The organism is Candidatus Neomarinimicrobiota bacterium (genome assembly GCA_030743815.1).
In the GTDB taxonomy this organism is placed as follows: Bacteria; Fidelibacterota; Marinisomatia; order Marinisomatales; family S15-B10; genus UBA2146.
This window is the reverse complement of record JASLRT010000060.1, coordinates 1-25494: the sequence shown is the minus strand read 5'-3', so window position 1 is coordinate 25494 and position 25494 is coordinate 1. Positions and strand designations below refer to the sequence as shown.

Below are 25494 nucleotides of genomic sequence, written 5' to 3'. Positions count from 1 at the left end.
AACTAAAACTAATCCTTGACAATGCTCAGAAAAACTTCGCATGTTCTCATCACACCTTACCATGAAGCATCAGGAAAAACACGTTCTCGAAACAGTTCACGGATTGACTGACGAAATCTTGGACTTTACCTCTCGTCTCGTTGCGGAACCCAGCACATTAGGTAATGAAGGTTCCGCGCTGAGAGTGTTTCACTTCTACGGGCGGGGAGAAGCCACCTGCTACGGTCCCGAGGCGGAAAATATTCACGGCGCTAACAAGAGAGTGAGTGTGGAAAGTGTCATCCACACCGTCAAGGTCTATGCTCTCTTCCTGGCACGCTGGTGCGGACTCGTGGAATAGCGTCTACTTGGGTGGGATAAGACAGAAACAGACAAACTGAATAACAGTTGAACATGTCGCCACAGATGGAACTGTCCTGGATATCGGTTATTCCCCCGCTGCTGGCAGTAGTGCTGGCATTCATTACGCGGGATGCGGTCATCAGTCTCTTGATTGCCTGTCTGGCGGGAGTGCTCCTCATGGGGGAAGGGATTGCCGGTTTCCCGTCATTTCTGGTTCGCGCTCTGGGCAATGAAGATTTCATGTGGATTTGTGCCGTTGAGCTGTGTATCGGCGTGCTGGTGGCCTTTCTTCAGCGTTCCGGTGCCGTGAAAATGTTTACACAGCAGGCCGGCTCGTGGGTAAAGAATCGTCGTCAGGTCAACATGCTCGGCTGGGGATTGGGACTGACCATCTTTTTCAGCGACTATTTTACGCCCCTTTTTGTGGGGCCAGTCATGCGCAACATCACAGACAAGTACCGTATCTCCCGTGAAAAGCTCGCTTATATCTGTGATTCCACCGCTGCGCCTCTGCTGTCGCTGATACCTATTACCAGCTGGGCTGTCTATGTGGGCGGCCTCACAATAGGACATGCAGGAATAGAAGACAAGGATGCCGCCATAAAACTTTTCATAGAGAGTATCCCGTATAATTTCTACGGTTTTCTGGCGGTGGTGCTAGTGGCCCTGCTGGGAATGGGCATAATTCCTGAGTTCGGTCCCATGAAAAAGGCCGAGCGGCGAGCAGAAGAGACAGGTAAAGTCCTCAGGGACGGCGCTGTCCCCATGATGGGGAAGGAGTTGACAACACTGGAACCGTCTGATTCTCACAGAACAAGCATCATTCTCAACTTTATTCTTCCCATTGGAATTGTCATTGGCACCAATGTGATTACGTTTACAGTTAAGGGATCTGCGGATGTTCTCGAAAGTTACATGCTTGCCGTGACAGTGCTCGGCATTACCCTCTGGCTGCAGAGAGTTGACAGACTTAGAGGAATCATGGAGGCGGTCTTGGCCGGCGTGAAAGGCGTCATGCCTGCGGTGTTGATTCTCGCACTGGCGTATGGTATCAATGCACTGAGCAGGGAGATGGGGACAGCCCAGTATGTTGTGAGCGTCACAGAGGCGTGGCTCTCTCCGGCGCTGCTGCCCGTCATGACCTTCTTTATCAGTGGTTTTATCAGCTTTGCCACAGGAACGTCGTGGGGGACATATGCCATCATGGTGCCCATCTCAGTGCCGCTGGCGTATCAGTTCAACGGCGAGGCGTGGGGGCCGCTTGTTTTCAGTACATTTGCCGCCGTCAGCGGGGGCGGCGTCTTTGGCGATCACTGTTCACCCCTGTCTGACACGACGGTTCTCTCTTCTCTAGGATGCGCCTGTGATCATATCGATCACGTAAAGACACAGCTGCCGTATACATTGCTGGCGGCTGGGATTGCCGCTATACTTTACCTGATTATCGGTTTCGGATTGTAAGTAAATGGAGTCGCTATGAGAATGTTAGTATTAGGCTGCGGTATGCAGGGGAAGGCCGTTCTTCACGATCTGGCACGTAGCAATGATGTGGAAAAAGTAGTTGTTGCAGATTGTTTGGAGCCGGAGTTGGATAGCAATCTGTTCCCTGATAAGAGCAAGTTAGAGACAGTAGTGGCCGATCTCGCGCAGAGAGAGCAACTCGCCGAACTCATGGAAGCGGGATTCGATGTGGTGATAGACATGCTTCCGCCGCAGTTCGCCAAGCCTGTGGCCGAGGTTACCATCGAGAGCGGAATTCACTTCATTAACACCAATTACGGCAAATCTGTAAGCGGTCTTCATGCTCTGGCAGAGGCGCACGGTGTCATCCTGTTGCCGGAGTGCGGCTTGGATCCAGGGATTGATCTGGTTCTCTGCGGAGAGGCCGTGCGACGGTTTGATGAAGTCAACGAGATGAAGAGCTATGGCGGTGGTATTCCTGAGAAGGCCGCTGCCACTAATCCGCTACAGTACAAGATTACATGGCGTTTCGAAGGAGTGCTGGACTCTTATGCAAGAGAAGCAAAGCTACTTCGAGAAGGGGATACAGTTATTATCGCACCGGAGCGGATCTTCGATAAAGAATCGATTCACACCGTGGAGATTCCTGATGTGGGAGAGCTTGAAGCCATTCCTAACGGGGATGCCGTGCAGTTTGCCGATACCCTTGGTATTGAGGAGACAGTCCTTTCTATGGGACGCTATAGCTTACGCTGGCCGGGGCACAGCAGTCTGTGGAAGAAACTGAGCGGCTTAGGCTTTCTGGACGATAAGCCGATTTCGTGGCTGGCCGAGCCTCTCTCTCCACGCCAGTTTCTGCGGCAGATGTTGGAACCCCAGCTTCAGCTTAGACCTGACGAACGGGACATGACCATCCTGCGTGTGGACACGTCCGGTGCTCTGGGAGGAGAGCAGAGACGTCTCTTACAGCATGTCGTAGATCAGCGAGATCTGCAGACGGGGTTTACGGCTATGAGCAGAACGGTGGGATATACAGCCAGCATTGTGGCGCAAATGATCTGTCGCTCCGAGATTACCGGCTGCGGTCTGCTCACCCCCGTGTGCCACATACCTTATGATCGTTTCGCAGACGAGCTCAAGATGAGAGGCATTGTCGTCTCTACCGAGTGGATCGAGTTAGATTGACACTATTTGCACCAAAAAGATTAAGAGCACAACATATCATAAGAATTGTTATAACTTATTGAGCATAATGGGAATACGCGTCTTCGGTTCAAAAACAATTTTGTGACGTGGATCAAATTTTTCTTGATATTTCATTCAAATAGTCCCATTTTCCTCGAAATTGATGGTGCTGAATATTTGCTTAAGGAGGGTGATTCTGAGCAGTTTCGATGTTTTTCAGCGTACGAGTTTATCCGAATTGTTGAACTAAACTGAAGGAGAAGTGGAATGAAGTTCCTTAGAGCTATCCTTGTATTTGTTTGTGTCATGACGCTTGCGTTTGCCGGCCAGACCGGAAAGATTGCGGGTCGTGTAACCGATTCACAATCCGGCGAAGCGCTTATCGGCTGTAATGTTATCGTTCAAGGGACATCTGCCGGTGCTTCCACCGATGAGAACGGGGAATACTTTATCATTAACCTGCCACCGGGTTCATATGATCTCAAGTTCTCCATGATCGGTTATGCCGAGTTTACGGCTACGGGTGTTACGGTAAACATTGATGTAACGACACCGATTAATGCCGGGCTCACAAGCCAAGCTCTCGAGATGGCTGGCGTGACCGTGACGGCCCAAAAACCTGCTATTGAACAGACCTTAACATCTTCTAAGCAAGTGGTGAGTGCTGATGTTTTTGTGAATCAAGGTATTTCTGATGTTCAGGATGCAGTGTCAACTTTGCCGGGCGTTGCCACTGTAGGTGAAGGCGAACTTCACCTTCGAGGTGGTCGCGCAGGTGAAGAGACGTACCTTGTTGATGGTGCGAGTACCAATAATGCTCTTTTCAGTGGGAATGCCATCCCCTTGAACCCCAGTTCCATACAGGAAATGGAGCTGGTTACCGGGACTTTTAACGCAGAATACGGCCAAGCTATGTCAGGAGTTTTCAACGTAGTGTTGAAGGAACCCACTGAAGGATTCCACGCTGATATCGCCTATCGAACGAGTACCGGTGGGTTAGATCATTTTCTGCCTGATGGTAATGCTGGTTATTATGCGGAGTTTGATGAGTTGGCTAATTCTGATAAGACGAACATTGGCACAGTTAGCGCAACAGAATTCGGCGATGATCCATTTACACTTTTAGACTTTGGGGCTTCCTATGGTGCTGGGCCCTTGGGTCTTATGCTGTCTGTCAGAAACTATAATGATCCGGGGCGTCTCCCCGGCTTAGATGATGCATACACTAATTTGACCAGTAAATTGGTGTATCAGGTCGGTACAAACTTGAAAGTAAGCGCCGAGCTAATGACGCTGAGCCGTGAGAAAGCTTATGATCCAATGTATGATCCTATGAAAGTGGATGGGGATGCCGGGAAACTATTGATGTTCAACTGGAAATACGCCATGGGACAATATCCTCGCACTGAGGAAAATAATCTTCAATTCGGAGTAAACGTCAATTATGCTCTATCTGCCAGTTCTTATATCAATATTCATGTTGATCAGTTGACTAGAAAGCAAGAAGATGGAGCTAAAGATAATAGCGGTAATTTCGTCGACTTTGTAGATAATCCTAATGTGACGGACAATACTACCTACTCGGTAAAGCCTAATCACACAGCTACATGGGCCGTCATCACCAGTGTTGACGAGACGTTTTCGACAGTGTTTGATCCTGATGATCCAAATGCAGATGCGGATGGATTTGTTCATACATCTACAGGATTTGACACGTCTTATGGAAATGCCTGGTATGACAGCGAAAATGTGTACGGACACTATTTTAACCTTCAAGAATCATCTACAAACTTAAATGCTTCTTGGGTTAATCAAATTAATACACGACACCAGCTTAAAGTAGGTTTCAACGGTTCATTCTATAATGTACGCAGGGACGGAGTGGATGTTTGGTATGGTAGAACGGTTGGTGTAGAGGAGGATGCGACATTAATTCAGAATCAGGATATCCCGGATGTAAAACCGTCCGATATAGGTTTTTATGCACAGGACAGAATGGAGTTCAGCGACATGGTGGTAAATGTAGGTTTCAGACTTGATACATTTAACCCCAATGTGAGTGACGGTAAGTTTGAAGGGCCGGAAGCTTTTGATATGTCAAAGCGCGAGGCTGCAACTACTAAAACGACTTTTAGCCCGAGGATTGGTGTTTCCCATCCTGTGGGTGACAATCTTGCTTTTCGCTATGCCTATGGTACTTTTGTCCAGCGGCCAACCTTTTATGATTTGTATGAAAACTATCTAATCCAGGGTGATGGTGGGACAGAGTCCGGGTATTTCGTCTATATCGGCAATCCCGACTTGGATCCTCAGGAAACAACTATCTATGAAATGGGAATGCAATACGCTCCCATTCCTGGATTTAAGCTTGATCTAACGGGTTTTTATAAAGATATATCGAACCTGACGGCGGCGCAGGAATTCACTATTGGTGGTCATACTGACACCAATGCCGGAACTTATATGGGCGATAATAGACCATTTACTTATACAGGAGCACATTATATTGGTAAGACCTCAAAACATTTTGGTAGTGTGAAAGGTTTTGAAACTTCACTAAGTAAATCATCTGGGGCTCTTACTGGGAGAGCGTCATACACGTTTTCAGTTGCTAAGGGCACTTCCTCCGATCGTGTAAATCAGGGTTCTGGAAGTTTCAGTGAAACACGTGGTGGGTGGGGTTCCAATATCATGTATATGAATACTCTCTCTTTCAGCCGTCCTCATATTGTTAACGGCTATGTCGACTATCGTATGAATATGGGTGGCTTAAACTTGGGAACAAATCTGTCGTTTAATTATCAGAGTGGTCTGCCCTATTCAACCTATGCGGCTGCGCAGTTTGCATTTAATAAAAGAGCACCGGCCACACTGGATGTGACGCTCAAAGTAGATGCCAAGCTAGCTGTGGGGCCTGTCAGCCCAACTGTTTTTGTTCAGGTAGATAATTTGCTTAATCGTGAAAATGTTGTAGCCATCGCTGATCCATCATCTTATTTTGATGAAAATGAAAGTAACTATCAGAACGCTGCCGGTCCGCGAAACAATCTGGCTGCTTACGGAGCACCTATGATCATACACTTAGGATTTTCCATCGGGCTATAGGAAAACAAGACATCTAAAGGAGACTTAATCAATGGTAAGAAGCACAGCGAAGAATATCATAGCACTAACGCTTTTGTCCTTCATTTTGTTTGGGGATTCGTGGCTTGTTGCACAATCAAACCGTATTTACAAGGATCAAAACAGGGTACGGTCAGCACTAGCTCGATCCAGCGCAACAGCAACTGCGAGCGCTACTCAAACATTTGTTTACCATACGAACGGACAGCTCTGGATGGGATGGGATTCCTACGGAAACACGGGTGATCAAAGCTGCGGTGCTTCTGTACCCGGTTGGGTATACCCAGGAGGATACTACGGTTCACCCAGTGCCTTGAATTACAACTGTCGTGCAGGTTATTGGATTGTAGCGAAAGTGGGAGCAAGTTATGTTGAAGGTTCAAGCGGTGATTATGTTCTAAGTCTGGGTACTCAGGCCGGAACAACGTCACAAGGATGGGAAAACTCTGGTAGTACCTACTCGCAAGAACCTTGGTTGAGTACTACAAAGTGGTCTTTTCCTGATGATGATGGTTTGGCTCTGGATCAGGGTTGTGTAGAAATCACTGCTGATCGGCGATCTTGGTCATATCCTGGAACCAGTAATGAGTATTATCGCATTGGTGAATACGATTTTAACGATTTCGTCATTGAGGAGATCACAATAACAAATAACTGTGGCACGGATATTGACTATCTAACCCTTGCAGCCAAGGCTGATCATGACTGTGGCTGGAATACAGAAAGTTTTACAATTAACTTCTGGGCTGATGACATTGTGGACTATGACGCGGTTACCATGACAACCATGGAGCTTGATGGTGACAATCAGTCCACAGGGGGCAATGATTTTGGTGTTGATGATCCAGACCGCGCTTACCGCGGCGTTCGCGTTGGTCAAACTTATATTGAAACGCCCGCACCTGTTGATCCTCATACTGGTGAAACCCAGACATGGGCATCAGACTCAGCAAATTTTATATCCCATTACTGGTGGACTGGCGACGAAGATCCACAAACACCCAAATCAAGATATGATATTGCGACAGCAGTATTTAGTAGTGGTGGGGATCGCCGTGGCGTAAACCCACCTCCCATGGATATGCGCTATTCTCAAGGTTATGGTCCATGGCCTGTGGCTGCAGGAGAATCGGTTACTATAGTGGATGCTGTGCTGGCGGGCGCTGGCTTAGTTAACGCTCAACAGGCAGCGAAGAATGCTAAGCAGGCGTATGCATGGGACTACAATTTACCAAAACCTCCTCCCGCCCCAAGTATGGATGCAGCTAACTTTGTGGTCAAAGAAGATAAAACAATTGATATTTTCTGGACATACACTGCGGCCCAGAAAGGGGCTGTGGACCCGGATAAAGGGGTGGCAGATTTTGCCGGATTCAGAGTGTATCGTTCTGCGCCAGCTCCACAGGCATCGATGGCGGATCATTTGGACTCTGATATGATAGACTCGGATTTAGGAGGTAGCGTTGATTTTCCAGGTGCACCTTTTGGTCCTCGCGAGATGGGACCCTGGAAACTCCTTAAGGATGGCACGGCAGATGATTTTTCTGATGGAGGTGATGTCTACACATATAATGACGCTGATGTTACATACGGCATGACATACTGGTATTATGTTGCCGCCTATGATGAGGCTGGGTCAGATCTTGTACATGGTGATGTGCCTTCTCTCGAAAGCTATTCAACCATGAATTATGGTGGGAATTCAGGCTGGGGAACTGAGTCAACGACCCCACCTTCTTTTCAATTTTGGGGCCCCTTTGAAGAAGCTTCTACCAAATCAGCTGAGACAGTGTTTGTCGCTCCAAATCCATGGAAGACTGAAGTGAGTGAGACATTTTTTGGTGCAGCAGGTGCATTAGGTTATTTCGTCAGATTCATCAATACTGATAATCAGGAAATAAATGTTTATGATGCGTCAGGAAATCTGGTCTGGCATAGCACAGAAGCAACAGGTACCTCTTATAGTTGGAATCTGATCTCTGATTCTGGAGTACAGGTTGCAACAGGTGTTTACTTCTGGTCTGTTGGTGACCAGACAGGAAAACTGGCGATCATTCGCTAGAAATAAGGAGATAAATTAACATGAATAAACAAAAATTAGTCTTTGGCATTGTCTTCTTACTGCTAAGCAATTCATATTCTCAGGATGAAAAAGATGTTGGAAGTAGTAAGAGGGGATCTGTAGGCTTCAAGTTTCTGAATATTGCTGTTGATGCAAGGGACGCCTCTCTGGGCGGTAATGCATCAATGACTGGTAATGCTTCAGCGGCATTTGTTAATCCAGCGGGCTTGGCGAGCATCAGTGGTATCAGTGTATCGGCTGGCAGCTTCGGTTGGCTTGCTGAAAGTCAGGCAATGCATGCAGCCTTCGCTATGCCCCTCATGGGAGGGACGGTCGGTGCGTTTTATTACTCTCTTGATTACGGTAGTTTCAACAGAGTTGGCTGGACTCTAAGTTCTGATGGTTCATCTGCTTTTGATGCAGGATCAGAAACATTTGGTGCTGATGATAATGTTGTCGGTGTTTCTTACGGTCGGGGTCTTTCTGACAAATTTTCAATTGGTGGGTCAGTAAAAATGGTGTCCGAGAATATTGATGATTACTCTGTATCAGCTATGGGTTTTGATCTCGGATTTCAATTCGCCACTGGTTATAAGAACATTCAGATGGGAGCATCAATTTCTAATTTTGGTGCTGATGCTCAAGATGCAGATGAGGAGTATGGAGCCTTCTCGTTACCCACGAATTTTGACTTCGGACTTGCAGGTCAGGTCTGGGGGGATGAATCGATGGGACTTGTGGGCGTCCTTAATATGGTTAAGTTCGCTGATTTGGCTTCCCAGTTTGCTTTAGGTGGTGAATTCGCCATTGCAGGTATGGCAAAGTTAAGGGGGAGTTATAATCTAGACTCTGATCACACAGCACCACTATCCTTTGGCGCTGGCGTCAATGTTGCGGGAATCGCCTTGGATCTGAGTTATACCATTATGGATAACTTTGATCCTATCATGAGAATATCGATTGGGTACTCCATGTAGATTTGCGTCGGCTAGCTGAGCGAATCTTAAAAGCCGTTCCCGTAGGAGCGGCTTTTTTTGTATATTTCTCTGTTATGAGAGTCCAACCAGTTGTTTGTAGTATTCTAATCTTACTTGCTGTCCTGCCGGGACAGAGGATCTCCTTTAAGGATGTTGCCGTCGAACGAGATCTCGATTTCATCCATGACCATGGCGGCAGTGGTGAAAAGTTCTATCCGGAGACCATGGGCTCAGGGTGCGCCCTTTTCGATTATGATAACGACGGTGATCTCGATATCTATTTTCTTCAAGGAGCTCCTCTGCCGGGGTGGAACAAAGATACCCCCCTCTATAATAAATTGTACCGAAATGACGGTGACAGTTTGATCGATGTCACAGCGGAGTCAGGCTTGGGGGACAAGTCGTACGGAATAGGGTGTGCCACGGCTGATTATGATAACGACGGTGACACTGATCTGTATGTGACAAACTTCGGCTCCGATATCCTCTTCCGCAATAACGGCGACGGCACCTTCGCTGATGTGACCCGTACGGCGCGGATAGACAATCCGTTGTGGAGTGCCAGCGCCGCCTTTTTCGATGCAGACAGTGATGGCTGGCTCGACCTCTATGTGGTCAATTACGTAGAATTCTCGCTGGACAACAATCCATGGTGTGGAGAACGGGTGAGCGGGAAGCGGGCGTACTGTGATCCAGACGTCTTCGAAGGCATTCCCGATCTGTTCTATCACAATAACGGTGATGGAACCTTTTCGGATATGAGTAATGTTGCCGGCATCGCGGCTGAGCGGGGCAAGGGGCTGGGTGTCGTGCCGACGGACTACGACAACGACGGCGATATGGATATTTATGTGGCGAACGATAAGGTGATGAATTTTATGTTCATCAACGATGGCACGGGCACATTCACCGAAGATGCTCTCTTCTCGGGCGTTGGCTTTAATGAGAACGGTCAAGCGGAGGCCGGCATGGGGGTGGACTGGGGAGATTACAACCGGGACGGCTGGCTCGATCTGTTTGTCACCAACTTCAGCGGTGAGTCCAACACACTCTATATGAATGAGAAGAACGGCTTTTTCACCGACGTCACCTTCAGCGCCGGCTTAGGTCAGGCAAGTCTCGACCTGTTGGGATTTGGAACCAGGTTTGTCGATCTGGACTTGGACGGCTGGCTCGACATCTTCGTGGCGAACGGCCATGTGATAGATAATATTTCGGACTTTAACCGTGACTACACCCACGCCCAGCCGAAGAAGGTGTTCATGAACGATGGCGACGGTACTTTCAACGATATGACCGACTCTCTTGGCGGCGACCTCCTAGTCCCCTCGGTCGGCCGGGGGACAGCTTTCGGCGACATCGACAACGACGGGGATCCGGACGTAATCATTTCCAACAACAACGGTGCCGCCAATCTGCTCATCAATGAAGGTACTCCGAAGAACAACTGGATTGGTCTCCATCTGGAGGGGCGAACCTTCAACCGCGACGCCATCGGGACAAGGGTGAGGGTGAAGAGTGCCTCCGGGAATCAGATCGCCACAGTGAATCCCGCTGCCAGCTATTTAGCCTCCAACGATAAACGGATTATCTTCGGGCTTGGTGAGGATACTGTCGTTAATGAGATTACAGTCCAGTGGCCCGGTGGTGGTGCTGATCGTTTCGAAAAGATTGAGCCGAACCGATACTACCATATTATGCCGGGGGGAGAGATCTGGACGATCGACTATCAAAAGTGATCAGGACGGCCGTCGTTCTCATGGGATTTTTGGCGGGGCAAAATGTCACGCTGGAAGAGGGATACCGTCTCCTGGAAAAGGGACAACTGAATCGTGCAGCAGCGGTCTTTGAAAAGGTTACCCAAGCGGAACCTCAGAATGCTGCCGCTTGGGCTGGGCTGGCAAGCGCTCACGACAGGACTGCAAATTCATTGACTGCCGCAGATGCGTACAACCGAAGCCTCAGTATCGATCCAGATCAGCCAGAAACATGGCTTTCGCTTGGTAATCTCTATTATCACGGTGAAAACTTGGTGGGCGCCAGAAGAGCATACGAAGGTGCTATTCGTTATGATCCCGACAGTCCCAAAGCGCACAACAATCTCGGCAGCGTACTCAAACAGATAGGGATGCTGGAAGAGGCGCTCGGTCATTTCACGCAAGCGGCACAGATAGACAGTCATTATGCACTGGCGTACCGGAATGCAGGGGATGCCGCCTTGAGTCTTGGAAGGTACGCAGATGCGGTAGAGTGGTTGACGAGAGCGACAGAAATTGATCCTGAAAGCCTTTTCGGCTGGTACTGGCTGGGGCGGGCACATCTGAAGATGGGCAGATCTGATGAGGCGATCCCATACTTTCTGAGGGTAATTGCACAGCGGCCCGACCTTCCGCAAGTACACCACGATCTCGGTCACGCCTATTTTATTCAGCGCAATTACAGCCGGGCACTGGAGCATGTTAAGGTCGCCTTGCGGCAGAGTCCGTCTGTTGCACAGTTCTACATTACACTGAGCCGTATCTACTTAAACCTGAGAAGAGAAAATGATGCTGCAGCAATCCTTGAAGAGGGGCTGATTCAGGCACCTCAGAACGCCGCCCGCATCTATATAGAGATGGGTGACATTTATAAAGACGGCAGCCGCTACGAAGAGGCGCTGAGCAACTACACCAAGGCGGTACTTATGGAGCCTGAATTATGGATTGCCCACTATAAGAAAGGTGTCGCACTCCATTCTCTTACCAGAATTGATGAGGCTGAAGAATCTTTACAGAGGGCGTATGAACTCAACAGCGAGGCGGCCCCTACGCTGCACTTCCTCGGCATGGTATCTCTGGCGCAGAACAATCCAGACGAGGCGGAGAACACCATGCGGAAAGCAGTGGCACTAGATTCCATGAAAGCTGAAATGTGGTTCCACCTTGGGCAGTCGCAGATGAGACAGCAGAAGTGGACGGACGCGAGGGAGAGCTTGAACCGCGCCCACTCCATCGATTCCAGGATTTCGGAAGTGCTCTACAATCTGTCTGAAGTTAACAAGCGTCTCGGTGACCGCGAGGCGGCGAAGATATACGCCCTACTCTTCAAAGAAATTGCAGATTTTGAAGAGGAACGGGACAGCTTAGAGAAGCGCTTGGCGGGCAATCCCATGGATACCGAAATGCGCCGGCAACTTGCGGCGCTTCATGAACGTCACGGCAATCTTGTCCACGCCGCCGAATATCTGCGGCAGGCGGCGTATCTGGGAGACGAGGAAGCGGCATCGGAGTTGAACCGGCTGGCTGAAAAGATAGAGCGGCCTGACTCGAATTAGTAGATGGTCAGGCGACAAAAACATTGACTAATGCGAAGAACGGCTATGGATTCGGATCAGCCCGATGGATGGCTGCTGACTCTCTGGGTGACAATGTGGCCATAAGCTGCTTTGATGTTCCCCAGGTAGACCTTAAACTCGCCTTCTTTTGCAGGAGTCGGCAGGTCACAATTATAGCACTGATATACTAAACGGCAAAAAAGAAGAGCTATAGAATGAAACCGGCAGTCATTTTTGGGTTTATATCCGTTACGCTGGCGCTGGTATGCTACAGTATCGCCGTTGTGAAAGAACAGAAGAGCCGGCTAATCAACGGGTTCGTCCTCCTATTCCTTACTGTTGGATTTGTGGCGGAAGCGGGGGGTATTATCGGCATGACGGTTGCCGCCACCAAGTCGCTGTTTACTGTCCACGGCATCATGGGCTATTCAGCACTTGTGGGTATGATCTTTCTGGTTGTTGCAGCTTGGAAATCTTATCTTGGTGAAAACCGCGGGGCGGTGGTGATGCCATGGCTGCATCGGTACATCAAATACCTTTTTATCTATTGGGTGATCACCTATATCACAGGGGTGGTGGTCGGTTTGAGCTTGCGCTAATCTTGGTTGAATGCGCGGCCGTCAGTATTTGAGGTCTTCGCGTACCGGACTGAAAACATCCAGCACTTCAGCTGAAACAGCGCCGGTTCTGGCGCCATGCTCCACACCACTGGGAATGAGGTAGCTGTCATCCTCCTTGAGCGATCTCACTTCACCGTTGATATCGAACACTATTTCTCCCTTTAATACAATACCGCACTGTTCCTGAGGGTGGCTGTGGAGCGGTACCTCAGAACCGGGAGCAAGCAATACATGGGCCATCAGCATCCTGTCTCCCCAGAACGTCTTGGCGCTCACGCCCGGAGCGAGTTCCTTCCGTTCCCGCGCTTCTTTATCACAGTAATTCATTAGTCTCTCCTAAAAGGTGAAGTTAGATCGGATGGACAGCACGAGCGCATCCGAGAGCGCGTTAGAACTCCCCGGATGGCGGATCCACTGCATATTCGGTTGCAGTACCAACCACGGTTTGGCTGAAAACTGACAGGTAACTTCGAGAACCATCTCGTAATCGGAAAGCGGCAGCTTATCGGCTTGCTCTTCCGCTTGGTGAATATGTTCACTTATTTTTGCAAAAGTGATTCCCGCACCAATGACATCGCCTTTCACTCTCACAAACGGATCGAGAAAGTTGAACCCGCCGTCTATGGCCAATTCATACCGATTACGATCTTGTGGAGACAGTCCGCCGCGGAGGAAGATCCCCAATTCTTGACCTTCGCGGTCACCTCTCCAGACTGATCGTTCCATAGCCAGGAAAAGACCGTAGTTTCCGTAACGTGGAGTACCTGTCAGGTTATCAGTGAATTGTGCCGAATGAGCCCATCCCCCCAGTTTCAGTATCGAATTATTGCGCGCATCTTGACTGTTCGTTCGTCCAAACTCGAGTATGGAGAAATATCCTTGTTGGGAAGAGATTTGCCAATGTATCCCGTGAGCACTGGTGCGGCCGTCACCGGTTGGATCGTCGAATGAATCGCCATCGTAGACAGCTCCTTGAAGGTACCACGATTTGGAGGGTTGCAGGCGCAACCGGATTCCCGGAGCTGTAACAAAGAATGCGGGGCCGGTATTTACCGTGTTGGCTGAAATGAAAGTAGGCCAGCCAAAAGCGCTGTTTAGGAACAGACCTCCAAGATCAGTCAAAGCGAATTCGGCATCGGCCAGTAAACTGCCAATTCGCAACGATCCGCGGCCGTTCCAAAAGGAGTGTTGAAGCCACAACTCGTACAGACGAATGCTGTCATAGCCATCGATATTGCTCGCTGCCAGTTCATCACCAATGTATTTTCCGCTTGGACTTTCACCGTGGAGAAACATACCGCTGGCACGAAGGGAGAGGCGAGGATGATCTCCACTGGATTTCTGAGCAACATAATCGAGAACAACACTGCCCATCCCACTTAGAATTGCGCCTCGCTTCAGTCCGCCTGATACGTTTGCCATTGTTTCACTGGTGTAGTTCAGCGTGAGATTGAATCCGCCACTCTGCAAATCGCTCTTGCTGAGAGCGGCGGCATCCTGTTCCGTCTCACCTGCTTGGGCAATAGGAGCGGACAGAGTGGTCGCCAGGATGGCGAAGCGAGCCATTCTCTGAAGCATCTTGCGAGATCCGCGCTGACTACCCTCTAAATCGCTGTTAACTTTGTGTTTCTTGTTCCATGTGTAGATGTAGCCGATCACAGCGCAGAAAAACACAACGAAATAGATAACCGTCGCGCCCATGCGGGAGATGTGGTGAGCATGAAAGGTGCTGTCACCCAATAGGGAAGTGGCAAGACAGGAAAAAATTCCAATCAAAGTTGCCCGTAGTTTCCAGTAATACATATGCTCCTCTCTGGATTATCTTATTGTAAATGAGACTTATTCGTTATAACAATAATTAGAATATCTCCTCTAATCGCGCAACAACTTTATTATGGAATAGTAACCCTTTTTCTTGTAAATAAGAATACTAAGAAGCCCTTATCAGACTGGATGAACTGTACTATGTTCTGACCGGTTGGGATTTCCGATTAATGTTAGAAAACGTTATAAGTTCCACGTTTGCTTAAATAAGCGACCAGCCCGCCGTCGTTTAGAATATCGATCATCACTTGCGGCATTGCAGCTGATTGATATTCTTTCCCAGTGTTGGTATTCTTTACAGTCCCTGTCTGTAGATCGACGTCTAGTTTCTCGCCATCAGCAATATCATGATCAGAAATCTCTAAGATGGGCAATCCGATATTTATGGCATTTCGATAGAAGAGACGAGCAAAAGATCGAGCGATCACCGCAGCAATGCCCGACACCTTAAGTGCAATAGGGGCCTGTTCCCGAGACGAACCGCAGCCGAAATTTTCTCCGGCCACCAAGATATCACCCTGCTGAACTTTTTGTGAGAAGTCCGGGTCCAGATCCTCCAAGCAGTGTTCAGCCAGCGATCCCGTATCCAAGGTTTTTGTATATTTGCCCGGAATGATCCGGTCCGTATCAATATTATCTATCTCGTAAAGATGAACCTTGCCGATCATGGTTTGATATTCTCTTCGATAAAGTCAAAAGGATCGGTGATTTTACCTTGTAGGGCTGATACGGCCACCGTAGCCGGAGAGGCGAGATATATCTGTGCATTTCGGTTACCCATCCGCCCTGGGAAATTCCGGTTGGCTGTGGATAAAACTGTTTCCGCGTCGGCTGGAACGCCCATGTGGGTTCCTACACAGGCGCCACAGCCAGGGGGGATAAAGGTGGCACCTGCCTCAGACAGGATATTCAGTGTCCCGTCTGCCATGGCTGCATTCAGCACGGTGCGCGAGGCCGGGATGACAATCATTCTCACTCCCGATGCTAGTTTCTTCCCTTTCAGAATTGACGCCGTAATGTGTAGGTCCTCAAGCCTTCCGTTCGTACACGTTCCAATGAAAGCCACATCTATTTTTTCACCTAAGACTTCATCGATATCGTGGACATTGTCCGGGGATGAAGGAATGCTCACCTTGGGCCGGAGAGCAGATACGTCAATTTCGTGCTGTTCCACATATCGGGCATCGGCATCCGCCTCGATAGGATCAAAAGCGTCATCCAGCTGTAACCCTGATGTCTTAATAGTGCCAGACTTACCTCCCATTTCGATAGCCATATTGGCAATCGTCATCCTTTCACCAAGTGACAGACCTTCCACAGCCGTTCCAGTGTACTCAAGCGACTTATAGCTGGCCCCGCTCATGGTAAGCTTGCCAACAACGGCAAGAATGATATCCTTTGCCCCGACCCCGGGGTTCATCTTCCCGTTTAGCTCAATCCGTATCGTCTCCGGCACTTTCAGCCACGTTTTCCCCGTCAACATGACTGCTGCCAGATCGGTAGAACCAACGCCTGTTGAGAACGCTCCCAACGCGCCGTAGGTGACTGAGTGGGAGTCGGCGCCGATCACCAGATTGCCCGGTTTCACGTGTCCCTGATCAATCATCAACTGATGGCATATTCCCGAACCCACATCATAAAGAATGGAGCCAGTCTCGTTGGCAAACTGGCGGATCATCTTATGAAGATTAGCTATCCGTTCGTTGGGGGCCGGCGCGGCGTGATCAATCACAAATACCATCTTCTCTGGATCCCACGGCTTCTTTCCATTCATCTTCTGAAAAGCCTGGATGGCAAGAGGCGCCGTGGTGTCTGTCGCCATCGCCATGTCGACATCGACAATGGCCAGGTCTCCCGCACTCACCTCAGTACCTGCGTGATTGGAGAGAATCTTTTCTACGATCGTCTGACCCATCAATTCACCAGCTTATACAGCTTTCCTGAAAAGTAGTCAGATCCGATAGTTTCTTCCAACGCTTTTGAAACAGCCGCTACCTTCTCTACACTTACGCCGCAATCAACTCCCATCTTGTCCAGCATGTTCACTGTATCCTCCGTGGCAATATTGCCCGTGGCTCCCTCAATAAAAGGACATCCCCCCAGACCGCCAAACGCTGTATCAAACTGGTTTACACCCATCTCCATGGCGGCGATAACGTTTGCCAGCCCCAGACCTCTGGTATCATGGAGATGAAGCACCACGGGCACGCCGTTACACAACGGGAGGATTTTCTCCAGCAATCTCTTTATAGCCACCGGATTACCCATTCCCGTTGAATCAGCCAGTGACAGCGCAACCACTCCCATGTCGATAACCGTCTTGGCCATATCAACAATCTGTTCGTCCGGCGGTATTCCCTCATAGACACACCCCCAGACAGACTGCAGTCCACCCCGGGCTTCCACCCCCTCTTCTTGGACGAGACGAATCATCGTCTCCAGATGTCCCACCGCTTCATCCAGTCCCATATTAGCATTCTTTCTGCTGTGAGTATCGCTAGTGGAAATGGACGCTTCCACTCTTTTCAAGCCGGCTGCCGCCGCCCGCTCTACACCTTTGGCATTCAGGACAAGGCCGCTATAGATCACCCCATCGCCCGGCGAGAGAGAGGCACAGACATCCTCGGCATCCGCCATCTGGGGCACCCACTTGGGATGAACAAAGGATGTAACCTGAATCTGCTTCAGTCCGGTATTGATCAGTTCATTGATAATCTCCACTTTCTTTTGCGTAGGAATCACAGAATCAACGCTCTGCAAGCCGTCGCGGAGGCCAACTTCTGTTAAGACTACAGATTCAGGGAAAGCCATGGAGCGTTGGCTAATTTACTGCCTTGGATTGAATGGGGTGATCTGAGAACAACCATAGAACTTGTTTCAAAGTGCATTGATTTCACCGTTTTTCAAATTGCTAGTGACTCCACCAGCTTTACTAATGTCGAGAAACTTCAGAAGAGAATTTATCACAAATCATTGATCAGAGTAAGTTTTACTGATTTCTTCTCTACTCGTAGAAAAATCCCGAAGAGGATAAGACTGAGGAGTTTTGAGAAATCAACCAACTATTGTTACCGTCTATGGCCTCAATTGCAGGATTATTTGTGTGAATTAACATTGTAACTTCTTAGGTTTGATCAGTAGGATGCAATATCAAGGAACCTATCTCCGAAATCAGGATTCGGAATAGACTTCTGTGGCAATTATTAAAGGAAAACAAATGAATTTACCTACTCATCTTCCCTTGGAAAATATCAAGGTTATCGAATTCACCCATGCCGTCATGGGCCCCTCCTGCGGTCTTATTCTAGCAGATCTCGGAGCAGAAGTAATACGAGTAGAGCCGAAGGATGGCGATCCCACGCGCCGCCTGCGGGGGTTCGGCATAGGATACTACCCATTCTACAATCGAAACAAGAAAAGCCTGGCCGTCAATATCAAGACTGATGAAGGCCATGAGATTGTTAACGCACTTGTGCGCACAGCCGATGTTCTGATTGAGAATTTCGGACCCGGAACCATGGACCGCTTAGGGTTTGGCTATGAGGAGATGAAGAAACAGAATTCAAAGCTTATCTACGCCTCCCTTAAGGGATTCCTAAAAGGTCCCTATGAAAAGAGACACGCCATGGATGAAGTAGTCCAGATGATGGGAGGCCTGGCGTACATGACAGGCATGCCGGGACAACCAACAAGGGCGGGTGCTTCTGTTATCGATATTACTGGCGGTATGTTCGCCGTAATTGGTATTCTAACCGCCCTCTATGAGAGACAACGAACCGGTGAAGGGAAATTCTTAAGAAGCGCCCTGTTTGAATCGTGTACTTTTCTGATGGGGCAGCACATGGCGTACGCCTCACTTTCCGATGAGCCCGTACCGCCTATGCCAGCCAGGATAAGTGCTTGGGCCGTCTACCGAATCTTCGATACAGCAGACGATGAAAAGGTATTCATCGGACTAATCAGCGATAAGCACTGGGAACGGTTCTGCCAACAGTTCGAAAGGAGTGACTTATTCGAAGACGAACGTTTGACAACCAACAACGATCGCATCAGCGAACGTGATCGGCTCTTGCCTGAACTGCAGAAAATGATCAGCGGACTGGCCAAAGAAGAGGTGATCACAAAATGCCGGGAGGCAGACATCCCGTTTGCGCCCATTGCCCGTCCGGAAGATCTCTTTGATGATCCACAACTAAATCAAGGCGCCGGACTTCTGAAGACGACCTTTCCTGATGGTACACAAACCAAGATGCCGCGAACACCTATCGAATATGGGGCGTGTGATCTCACCCTGCACAGCGACCCACCTAAGGATGTGGGAATGCATACGCGAGAGATTCTTGAAACGCTCGGCTACGATCACAACTCCATCACCAAGTTGGAACTAGACGGGATTGTCTCATCTGCCGAGGACACCAATCCGGAAAGAACAGTCTCAACTCGAAAGAAAGACACCTCATAACCAAGAGAATCGTAATTCTTCCAGTTCTGGCACTTAACCTGAGTTGCATTGTCTGACCTTTAATGGCAACAATCGCTATAACACTGAGAATGCGGTAAAAACCGTTCACAACGACGTAGGCTCAATCTTGGGTCACTGGGCGAAACAATTGTTGATTATGCGATCAAACCTCTAGGTCCTTTTGGCAAAACCTCACAGATTTCTCTCGAGATACAATTCTAAGATGAACAATTAACTCAGACGGGAGAGAGATAATGACAAGAAACCGTATAGCGTTTATTGAGATTGTTTCACTGTTGTGCATCTTATTATTGAGCCTAAGCATCAGTGGCTGTGCGGGTCAGCCCGCTCCCTTGCCGAAAGAGGTTGAGGACGTGGATGCTGGTTACGCGGCGAGACAACCAGTGGCCGTCAGCCGAGCTCCCTCGGAAGGAGAGGAACTCCCAGTGTCACTGATCCCAAACCTGCCATCAGCGGCTGAAGCCTACTTTTCGCCAGACGGCAAGAGTTTTATCTGCAACGCAAAGGTGCAGCCAGATGATGAAGTGCACCACGTCTATACCGCAAATATCGATGGCTCGGACGTGAAACGCATCAACGTAAAAGGACACGATGCCTGCTCATATTACTACCCCAGCGGTGACAAGCTCATTTGGACCTCTACGCGGGACTATCCCGATCTGCCGGTGGGAGACTGGTCGGTGCCGACGATTTATCCACAGGGAGCTGAACTTTACACCAGCGATCTGGACGGTTCTAATGTGGTTCGCCTCACCAACAATCTCACTTATGATGCTGAAGTTTCCGTTTCTCCAAATGGACAGTGGATTCTGTTCACGCGGCAGATCGATGGCAAGCTGGATCTGTGGAAGATGCGGTCGGATGGATCGGGGGAACACCAGATTACATTCACTGATGAGTGGCAGGAGGGCGGTTCATTCTATATGCCCGACAGTGAGACGATTCTCTATCGTGCGTGGCTGCGGGAGCATGATGAGAGCCGCGCCAAGCCCATGACTATCTATACTATCAAGCACGATGGAACGGACAGGCGGCAGATCACGTTTGATGACGGCACCAACTGGGCTCCTCACCCGGCGCCTGATGGGAAGCACTTTGTCTTCGTAAAGGTGCTGCCTCCGCACAACTTTGAAATCTATTTAATGAATATCGAAACGGGCCGCCAGACGCGTGTGACTCAGAACGATGCGTTCGACGGCTTTCCGGTGATGTCTCCTGATGGTAAGACGCTCATGTTCTCTTCCAGCCGGGGAAACAAACCGGGCGATCGCTCCCTGAAGCTCTATCTCATGGACATCGGTTCTCTTATGGAATAGCCTCCGATGATCGGCGCCATTTCTTGCCTGAAGCTCCGAATCCGTTCAACAGTTCGTCAACTATTCGTTATGGACTGCCATATGATTCTGCTCAGAGGATTAAAGACTGCATTTAAATATCTTACACTGTTCTTAACGCGTGCCAAACTATAGTTTCGCCTCTTGAGGTAGAGACTGTTAAATTTCCGCACAACCTGAAAAAGGGGGGTAACGACATGTCTGCATACAGACCCATTTTCGCACTTCTTTTTTCTGTACTGATTACAGGTTGTGCCCAGAAGAATGCCGCGACTGAATTGCACACCATATTTGATGAGGTATGGCAGTTCCAGCTGCAGGAGAATCCGCTCTTTGCTACATCTGTCGGTGTGCACACATATGGTGATCGTCTTTCATCTGTTACACCTGAAGACCTGCTTCGCCGGCGACGTTACTGGAAAGCTACACTGGACAGATTGAATCAGATTGATTTCGAATCTCTCAGCAACAGTGATCAGATCAACTACCGTATTTTCAAGCGCACCGTTGTGGATCGACTTGCTGGCTACGAGTTTAAGAGTTACCTGATGCCTCTCAACGCCGATTCAGGCTTTCACACGGGGCTGGCGCGCCTGGCGAAAAGGGTTCCTCTCACCACGGTGAAGGATTACGACAATTACATCTCACGCCTCCGCGCCATTCCCAGATACATAAATGAACATATAGCCCTTATGCGGGAGGGGATTGAAACCGGGATGACGGTAGCAAAAGTGGTGTTGGACGGCTATGAGGTCACCATCGAGACACATGTGGTGGACGAACCGAAGGAGAGTGTTTTCTACGAGCCGTTTGAGACATTCCCCGTGGCGGTGCCGGTGGAACATCAAGAACGGCTTCGGGTGGAAGGAGAGACGGCTATCATGGAATCGGCGGTGGAGGGATACCGAACCTTTCTCGAGTTCTTTGTGGGCGAATATGTCCCCAACGCGCGGCAGACTATCGGCGCCTCGGAGCTTCCCAACGGCCAGGCTTACTATGAACAGCAGGTGAAGCACTATACAACACTCGATCTTGCATCGGCAGAGATTCACCGGATTGGTCTTCAGGAGGTAGAGAGAATCCACGCAGAAATGACGGATGTTATAGCGAACGTGGGCTTCGAAGGGAGCTTTGCTGATTTCCTGACATTTCTCCGCACCGATCCCCAGTTCTATGCCGAAACGCCAGAGGATCTTTTGAAAGAGGCTTCTTATATTGCCAAGCGGATGGACGCTATGCTCCCTTCCCTTTTCGGACATCTGCCCCGTCTCCCATACGGCGTAGCGCCGGTGCCTGAGCACATTGCGCCGAAATACACCACCGGTCGATACGTGGGGCCGTCCGAGGGGACGACAGAGCCCGGATACTACTGGGTGAACACATACGCCCTTGAAAGTCGCCCGCTCTACAACCTCGAGGCGCTAACCCTTCACGAGGCAGTGCCGGGACATCATTTGCAGAACGCCATCGCCCGGGAATTAGAAGACCTACCCAACTTCCGGCGCTTTTCCTACCTGTCGGCTTTTGGCGAAGGGTGGGGACTTTATTGTGAGTGGCTCGGGCTGGAGGCGGGCTTCTATACCGATCCGTACAGCAATTTCGGGCGGCTCACCTATGAGATGTGGCGCGCATGCAGACTGGTTGTGGATACGGGAATGCATGCAATGGGGTGGAGCAGAGATGAGGCTATGGATTTCCTTGCTTCGAACACGGCGCTACCGCTTCATGAGGTTAGGACGGAAACGGACCGTTACATCTCGTGGCCGGGGCAGGCACTTGCTTATAAGATGGGAGAACTCAAGATTAAGGAGTTGCGGCGGTATTCTGAAGAAATTCTGGCGCAAGATTTTGATGTACGTGAGTTTCACGATGTAGTCCTCGGCAACGGTGCCGTGCCCCTCGACGTATTGGATGAGCAGGTGAGATCGTGGGTCGAGACCAGACGGTCGAGGTGATGGAACCGTTCATAGAACAGTTGAAGGAACAACTCCACGCCGAGCTGCCTGGAATGGAAGCTCAAATAAAGATGGCGCCCTATCCGCGCTATGTTCCGCCGCAGGGGCGGTCTGAAGAAGAGGCAATCCCCGCCGCCGTACTTGTTGTTCTCTTTCCGCGCCACGACAGCTGGTTCTTCATTCTTACTGAAAGATCATCTGAGGTAGAGCATCACCAGGGGCAGATATCGCTGCCTGGCGGGGCACACGAGGGAGACGAGTCACTGCGAGAAACAGCCCTGCGGGAAGCCGAAGAGGAGTTGGGGATAGATGTAGGCAGCGTGTCTATGCTGGGGGAACTGACGCCCCTTTTTATTCCGGTAAGCGGCTTCCGTGTGCACCCCTTTGTGGCAGTCACTAAGGAAGAGCCGTATCTCCGGCCTGATCCTACGGAGGTTGGTTCCGTCCATTTTGCCTCTGTGGATCAACTAGTGGATGAAGACTGCATTCAGAGAGAGGTGAGGCAAATCAGAGGTCTTCAGATGGAAGTTCCCTACTTTCGTTTTGACCATCTGAAGGTGTGGGGCGCCACGGCGGCCATGCTCAGTGAATTCCGTGAAGTAGTACAGAGGACAATGAATAACCTGTCAGTTCAGAAAGAACCGGGAAAGGAAGTTTCTCCATGAGACGTTTTTCCGCCAATCTTGTTTTCGCCTTACTGTCCGTCGTCATCCTCTGAGGGTAGAGTGTCAGGACACACGATGCGCCTTTCTACGAGGGATCGGTGGAGGTCTCCTGACCTCGATCCACAATGTCAGCCTTACACGTTAGTAGAAGGCCCGCTGATTAATTGAAAACAGTACTCAATGGAGAATCTTCGCCGCCAGCTCCTTCGCTAATTTTGCCGCCGTCATAGCGGTGATGCCTTCGTAGTCGCGCCGCGGATTGACCTCGACAATCTCTGCGCCGATGATAGGCTGATTAAGCGATTGAATAATTGTGATAACGTCGCGGGTGGAGAGACCGCCCGGCTCGTGATGGGAGACGCCCGGAGCAAAGGCGGGATCGAGGACATCCATGTCCAATGACACATAGAGCGGGCCGTCAAACTCAAAGGTCATTTTCGGTCTCCAATCCTTCATTTCAATAATCTCCACGCCGAACCGCTCCGCCTGTTCCCTCTGATGGGGATTTGCTGTTCTGATGCCCACCTGCACCAGCCGCTGCACAAGCCCCTCTTCCATGATGCGGGCGAAGGGGGATGCGTGTGAGTAGCGGTTGCCGTCGTATTCGTCGTAGAGGTCGGGATGTGCGTCAAGATGCAGGATAGAGAATGGAGGATGAACGCGGGCGGTGGCTTTCACCACGGGATAGGTGATGGAATGGTCTCCGCCGAGGGCGAGAATATGGACGCCCTTTTCGGTCAGAGATGTGACGGCCTGTTCAATATTCTGAAAGGCAGATTGTGGGGTAGAGAGATGAACATCTCCGGCATCGTGAAAGCGCGTGTCGATACTGAGATCGTGTCCCGATTCAGTACACAGGTTGGAGGCGCCGGAGAAGAGAGCATCACGGATTCTGCCAGGGGCCTCGGCCGATCCCCGCATGAAAGAGGAGTTTTCATCGAAAGGAATTCCAAGCAAGGCTAGGTCGCCTCTGCTGAGAGTTTGGTCTGCCTGATCCTGACGGAGCACCGTTTATGGACTCAGGCGAAAGACTGCTTCAGGAGGAAGATGAAGTCGGCGCCGGCATCCGCCAGAACTTCCGCATCGATGCCGCCATCGAGAAGAACAGGAATACCTGACTGAAGTTTCTGCTGAATTCGATTGTAGCTCATGAGTCCTTTCCACGGAAGAGGCGCAAAGTTAAAGAGAGTATATTCACTTTTCAATTCCTATTTTTCACTTCATTAAGCGGCTTGACTTTGGTAAGACGGTACGGTATTTTTGGAGAGATATTTGCTATACAAGGGGAATAGTATGAGACAAGTAGACCGAAGAGAATTCCTCGGCGCCGTCATGAAACCGGCCGCCGCGGCATGGACAGTCGCTATGCTCAATCCAGCAGGGATGAGCAGAGCTCTGGGGGCAGTGGCCGGGATGAGAGGCCGCCCGGAGGATATTGCCCGGGACGAATCGTTCTGGTTCGAGATACAGCAGGCTTACACCGCCGACCGGAGTCTGGTGAACCTCAACAACGGCGGCGTCAGTCCAGCGCCGTCTGTGGTGCAGGAAGCCATGAAGAGGTACCTCGACTATTCCAATACCGCACCGGTTTACTCCATGTGGAAGATTCTGGAGCCGCAGCGGGAACCGGTGAGAAAACGCCTGGCACGCTTCTTCGGCTGTGATGCTGAGGAAATAGCCCTCACACGGAACGCGTCGGAAGGACTTCAGATCAGCCAGAACGGGTTCGACCTCGAAGAAGGAGACGAAGTCCTCACCACCACGCAGGACTACGGTCGGATGATCAACACCTTCAAGCAGCGGGAATGCCGGAACGGTATCGTCATGAAACAGTTCGTTATCCCTGTCCCGGCAGAGGATGACAATGAGATCATCAGGCTGTTTGAGCAAAACATTACACCGAAGACTAAACTCATCCTCATGTGTCACATGATCAACCTGACGGGGCAGATACTGCCCGTTAAGAAGGTGGTTCAGATGGCGAGGAGGAGAGATATTCCAGTCATTGTGGACGGCGCCCATACATTCGCTCATTTCGATTTCACCCATGCCGATCTCGACTGCGACTACTACGCCACAAGCCTCCACAAGTGGCTCTGCGCCCCCATCGGGACCGGCATGCTCTACGTCCGCAGAGACAAGATAGCGGA

General features: G+C 50.0%; 21 protein-coding genes. 14 read left to right on the top strand and 7 right to left on the bottom strand.

The window, feature by feature from the left end; translation table 11 throughout:
* The first annotated feature begins 40 nt into the window (after positions 1 to 40).
* From QF669_04915 to QF669_04875, 9 genes are all read left to right on the top strand, one after another.
* Positions 41 to 340, top strand: coding sequence for a hypothetical protein (locus tag QF669_04915; GenBank protein MDP6456780.1), 300 nt, complete (start codon positions 41 to 43; stop codon positions 338 to 340).
* A 53-nt stretch (positions 341 to 393) separates the two neighbouring features.
* The gene (locus QF669_04910) at positions 394 to 1803 is read left to right on the top strand and encodes a Na+/H+ antiporter NhaC family protein (GenBank protein ID MDP6456779.1); all 1410 of its coding nucleotides are present in this window, start codon (positions 394 to 396) and stop codon (positions 1801 to 1803) included.
* 15 nt (positions 1804 to 1818) lie between these two features.
* Positions 1819 to 2988, top strand: a complete 1170-nt coding sequence (locus QF669_04905) for a saccharopine dehydrogenase C-terminal domain-containing protein (protein ID MDP6456778.1) — start codon at positions 1819 to 1821, stop codon at positions 2986 to 2988.
* Positions 2989 to 3255: 267 nt separating this feature from the next.
* A complete protein-coding gene (locus tag QF669_04900; GenBank protein MDP6456777.1) occupies positions 3256 to 6093 on the top strand; it encodes a TonB-dependent receptor in 2838 nt (945 codons plus the stop codon).
* Between the two features lie 331 nt (positions 6094 to 6424).
* The gene (locus QF669_04895; protein ID MDP6456776.1) at positions 6425 to 8173 is read left to right on the top strand and encodes a T9SS type A sorting domain-containing protein; all 1749 of its coding nucleotides are present in this window, start codon (positions 6425 to 6427) and stop codon (positions 8171 to 8173) included.
* Positions 8174 to 8193: 20 nt separating this feature from the next.
* On the top strand, positions 8194 to 9150 hold the full coding sequence (locus QF669_04890) for a PorV/PorQ family protein (GenBank protein ID MDP6456775.1): 957 nt from the start codon (positions 8194 to 8196) through the stop codon (positions 9148 to 9150).
* A 74-nt stretch (positions 9151 to 9224) separates the two neighbouring features.
* Positions 9225 to 10889: a CRTAC1 family protein gene (locus tag QF669_04885; protein MDP6456774.1), complete on the top strand. Its 1665-nt coding sequence runs from the start codon at positions 9225 to 9227 to the stop codon at positions 10887 to 10889.
* A complete protein-coding gene (locus tag QF669_04880; GenBank protein MDP6456773.1) occupies positions 10886 to 12463 on the top strand; it encodes a tetratricopeptide repeat protein in 1578 nt (525 codons plus the stop codon). The genes QF669_04885 and QF669_04880 overlap by 4 nt, the downstream gene beginning before the upstream one ends.
* A gap of 215 nt (positions 12464 to 12678) precedes the next feature.
* On the top strand, positions 12679 to 13062 hold the full coding sequence (locus QF669_04875) for a hypothetical protein (GenBank protein MDP6456772.1): 384 nt from the start codon (positions 12679 to 12681) through the stop codon (positions 13060 to 13062).
* A 21-nt stretch (positions 13063 to 13083) separates the two neighbouring features.
* Here the strand turns inward: QF669_04875 and QF669_04870 are convergent, their stop codons facing one another.
* From QF669_04870 to QF669_04850, 5 genes are all read right to left on the bottom strand, one after another.
* Positions 13084 to 13410 (bottom strand): cupin domain-containing protein, encoded by a 327-nt coding sequence (locus QF669_04870; GenBank protein MDP6456771.1) that lies wholly within the window; start codon positions 13408 to 13410, stop codon positions 13084 to 13086.
* 9 nt (positions 13411 to 13419) lie between these two features.
* Complete coding sequence (locus QF669_04865) at positions 13420 to 14886, bottom strand: carbohydrate porin (GenBank protein ID MDP6456770.1); 1467 nt, start codon at positions 14884 to 14886, stop codon at positions 13420 to 13422.
* Positions 14887 to 15080: 194 nt separating this feature from the next.
* Complete coding sequence (locus QF669_04860) at positions 15081 to 15575, bottom strand: 3-isopropylmalate dehydratase small subunit (protein MDP6456769.1); 495 nt, start codon at positions 15573 to 15575, stop codon at positions 15081 to 15083.
* Positions 15572 to 16822 (bottom strand): 3-isopropylmalate dehydratase large subunit, encoded by a 1251-nt coding sequence (locus QF669_04855; protein MDP6456768.1) that lies wholly within the window; start codon positions 16820 to 16822, stop codon positions 15572 to 15574. Before QF669_04855 ends, QF669_04860 begins: the two co-directional genes overlap by 4 nt.
* Positions 16822 to 17718, bottom strand: coding sequence for a hydroxymethylglutaryl-CoA lyase (locus QF669_04850; protein MDP6456767.1), 897 nt, complete (start codon positions 17716 to 17718; stop codon positions 16822 to 16824). The genes QF669_04855 and QF669_04850 overlap by 1 nt, the downstream gene beginning before the upstream one ends.
* Positions 17719 to 18124: 406 nt before the next feature.
* Between QF669_04850 and QF669_04845 the strand changes: the two genes are divergently transcribed.
* From QF669_04845 to QF669_04830, 4 genes are all read left to right on the top strand, one after another.
* The gene (locus tag QF669_04845) at positions 18125 to 19369 is read left to right on the top strand and encodes a CaiB/BaiF CoA-transferase family protein (protein ID MDP6456766.1); all 1245 of its coding nucleotides are present in this window, start codon (positions 18125 to 18127) and stop codon (positions 19367 to 19369) included.
* A 254-nt stretch (positions 19370 to 19623) separates the two neighbouring features.
* Positions 19624 to 20706 carry a hypothetical protein gene (locus QF669_04840; GenBank protein ID MDP6456765.1) on the top strand — a complete coding sequence of 361 codons (1083 nt, stop codon included), beginning with the start codon at positions 19624 to 19626 and terminating at the stop codon, positions 20704 to 20706.
* A 215-nt stretch (positions 20707 to 20921) separates the two neighbouring features.
* A complete protein-coding gene (locus QF669_04835) occupies positions 20922 to 22679 on the top strand; it encodes a DUF885 domain-containing protein (protein ID MDP6456764.1) in 1758 nt (585 codons plus the stop codon).
* Positions 22652 to 23344 (top strand): CoA pyrophosphatase, encoded by a 693-nt coding sequence (locus tag QF669_04830; protein MDP6456763.1) that lies wholly within the window; start codon positions 22652 to 22654, stop codon positions 23342 to 23344. The genes QF669_04835 and QF669_04830 overlap by 28 nt, the downstream gene beginning before the upstream one ends.
* 177 nt (positions 23345 to 23521) lie before the next feature.
* On the opposite strand, the gene speB is transcribed toward QF669_04830, so the two are convergent.
* Both speB and QF669_04820 read right to left on the bottom strand, forming a co-directional pair.
* The gene (gene speB / locus QF669_04825; GenBank protein MDP6456762.1) at positions 23522 to 24352 is read right to left on the bottom strand and encodes an agmatinase; all 831 of its coding nucleotides are present in this window, start codon (positions 24350 to 24352) and stop codon (positions 23522 to 23524) included.
* Between the two features lie 11 nt (positions 24353 to 24363).
* Entirely contained in the window at positions 24364 to 24495 is a 132-nt protein-coding gene (locus tag QF669_04820; GenBank protein ID MDP6456761.1) for a hypothetical protein, read from the bottom strand.
* A 142-nt stretch (positions 24496 to 24637) separates the two neighbouring features.
* Between QF669_04820 and QF669_04815 the strand changes: the two genes are divergently transcribed.
* The coding region (locus QF669_04815) for an aminotransferase class V-fold PLP-dependent enzyme (GenBank protein MDP6456760.1) at positions 24638 to 25494 on the top strand (857 nt) is incomplete at its 3' end.

Excerpts from the sequence above, each read along its gene's own strand:
- QF669_04910 (MDP6456779.1), top strand. The coding sequence starts at position 394 with ATGTCGCCACAGATGGAACTGTCCTGGATATCGGTTATTCCCCCGCTG.
- QF669_04840 (MDP6456765.1), top strand. The coding sequence starts at position 19,624 with ATGACAAGAAACCGTATAGCGTTTATTGAGATTGTTTCACTGTTGTGC.
- QF669_04885 (MDP6456774.1), top strand. The coding sequence starts at position 9,225 with ATGAGAGTCCAACCAGTTGTTTGTAGTATTCTAATCTTACTTGCTGTC.
- QF669_04845 (MDP6456766.1), top strand. The coding sequence starts at position 18,125 with ATGAATTTACCTACTCATCTTCCCTTGGAAAATATCAAGGTTATCGAA.
- QF669_04875 (MDP6456772.1), top strand. The coding sequence starts at position 12,679 with ATGAAACCGGCAGTCATTTTTGGGTTTATATCCGTTACGCTGGCGCTG.
- QF669_04855 (MDP6456768.1), bottom strand. The coding sequence starts at position 16,822 with ATGGGTCAGACGATCGTAGAAAAGATTCTCTCCAATCACGCAGGTACT.
- QF669_04905 (MDP6456778.1), top strand. The coding sequence starts at position 1,819 with ATGAGAATGTTAGTATTAGGCTGCGGTATGCAGGGGAAGGCCGTTCTT.
- QF669_04835 (MDP6456764.1), top strand. The coding sequence starts at position 20,922 with ATGTCTGCATACAGACCCATTTTCGCACTTCTTTTTTCTGTACTGATT.
- QF669_04870 (MDP6456771.1), bottom strand. The coding sequence starts at position 13,410 with ATGAATTACTGTGATAAAGAAGCGCGGGAACGGAAGGAACTCGCTCCG.
- QF669_04850 (MDP6456767.1), bottom strand. The coding sequence starts at position 17,718 with ATGGCTTTCCCTGAATCTGTAGTCTTAACAGAAGTTGGCCTCCGCGAC.
- QF669_04865 (MDP6456770.1), bottom strand. The coding sequence starts at position 14,886 with ATGTATTACTGGAAACTACGGGCAACTTTGATTGGAATTTTTTCCTGT.
- QF669_04860 (MDP6456769.1), bottom strand. The coding sequence starts at position 15,575 with ATGATCGGCAAGGTTCATCTTTACGAGATAGATAATATTGATACGGAC.
- QF669_04900 (MDP6456777.1), top strand. The coding sequence starts at position 3,256 with ATGAAGTTCCTTAGAGCTATCCTTGTATTTGTTTGTGTCATGACGCTT.
- QF669_04915 (MDP6456780.1), top strand. The coding sequence starts at position 41 with ATGTTCTCATCACACCTTACCATGAAGCATCAGGAAAAACACGTTCTC.
- QF669_04890 (MDP6456775.1), top strand. The coding sequence starts at position 8,194 with ATGAATAAACAAAAATTAGTCTTTGGCATTGTCTTCTTACTGCTAAGC.
- QF669_04820 (MDP6456761.1), bottom strand. The coding sequence starts at position 24,495 with ATGAGCTACAATCGAATTCAGCAGAAACTTCAGTCAGGTATTCCTGTT.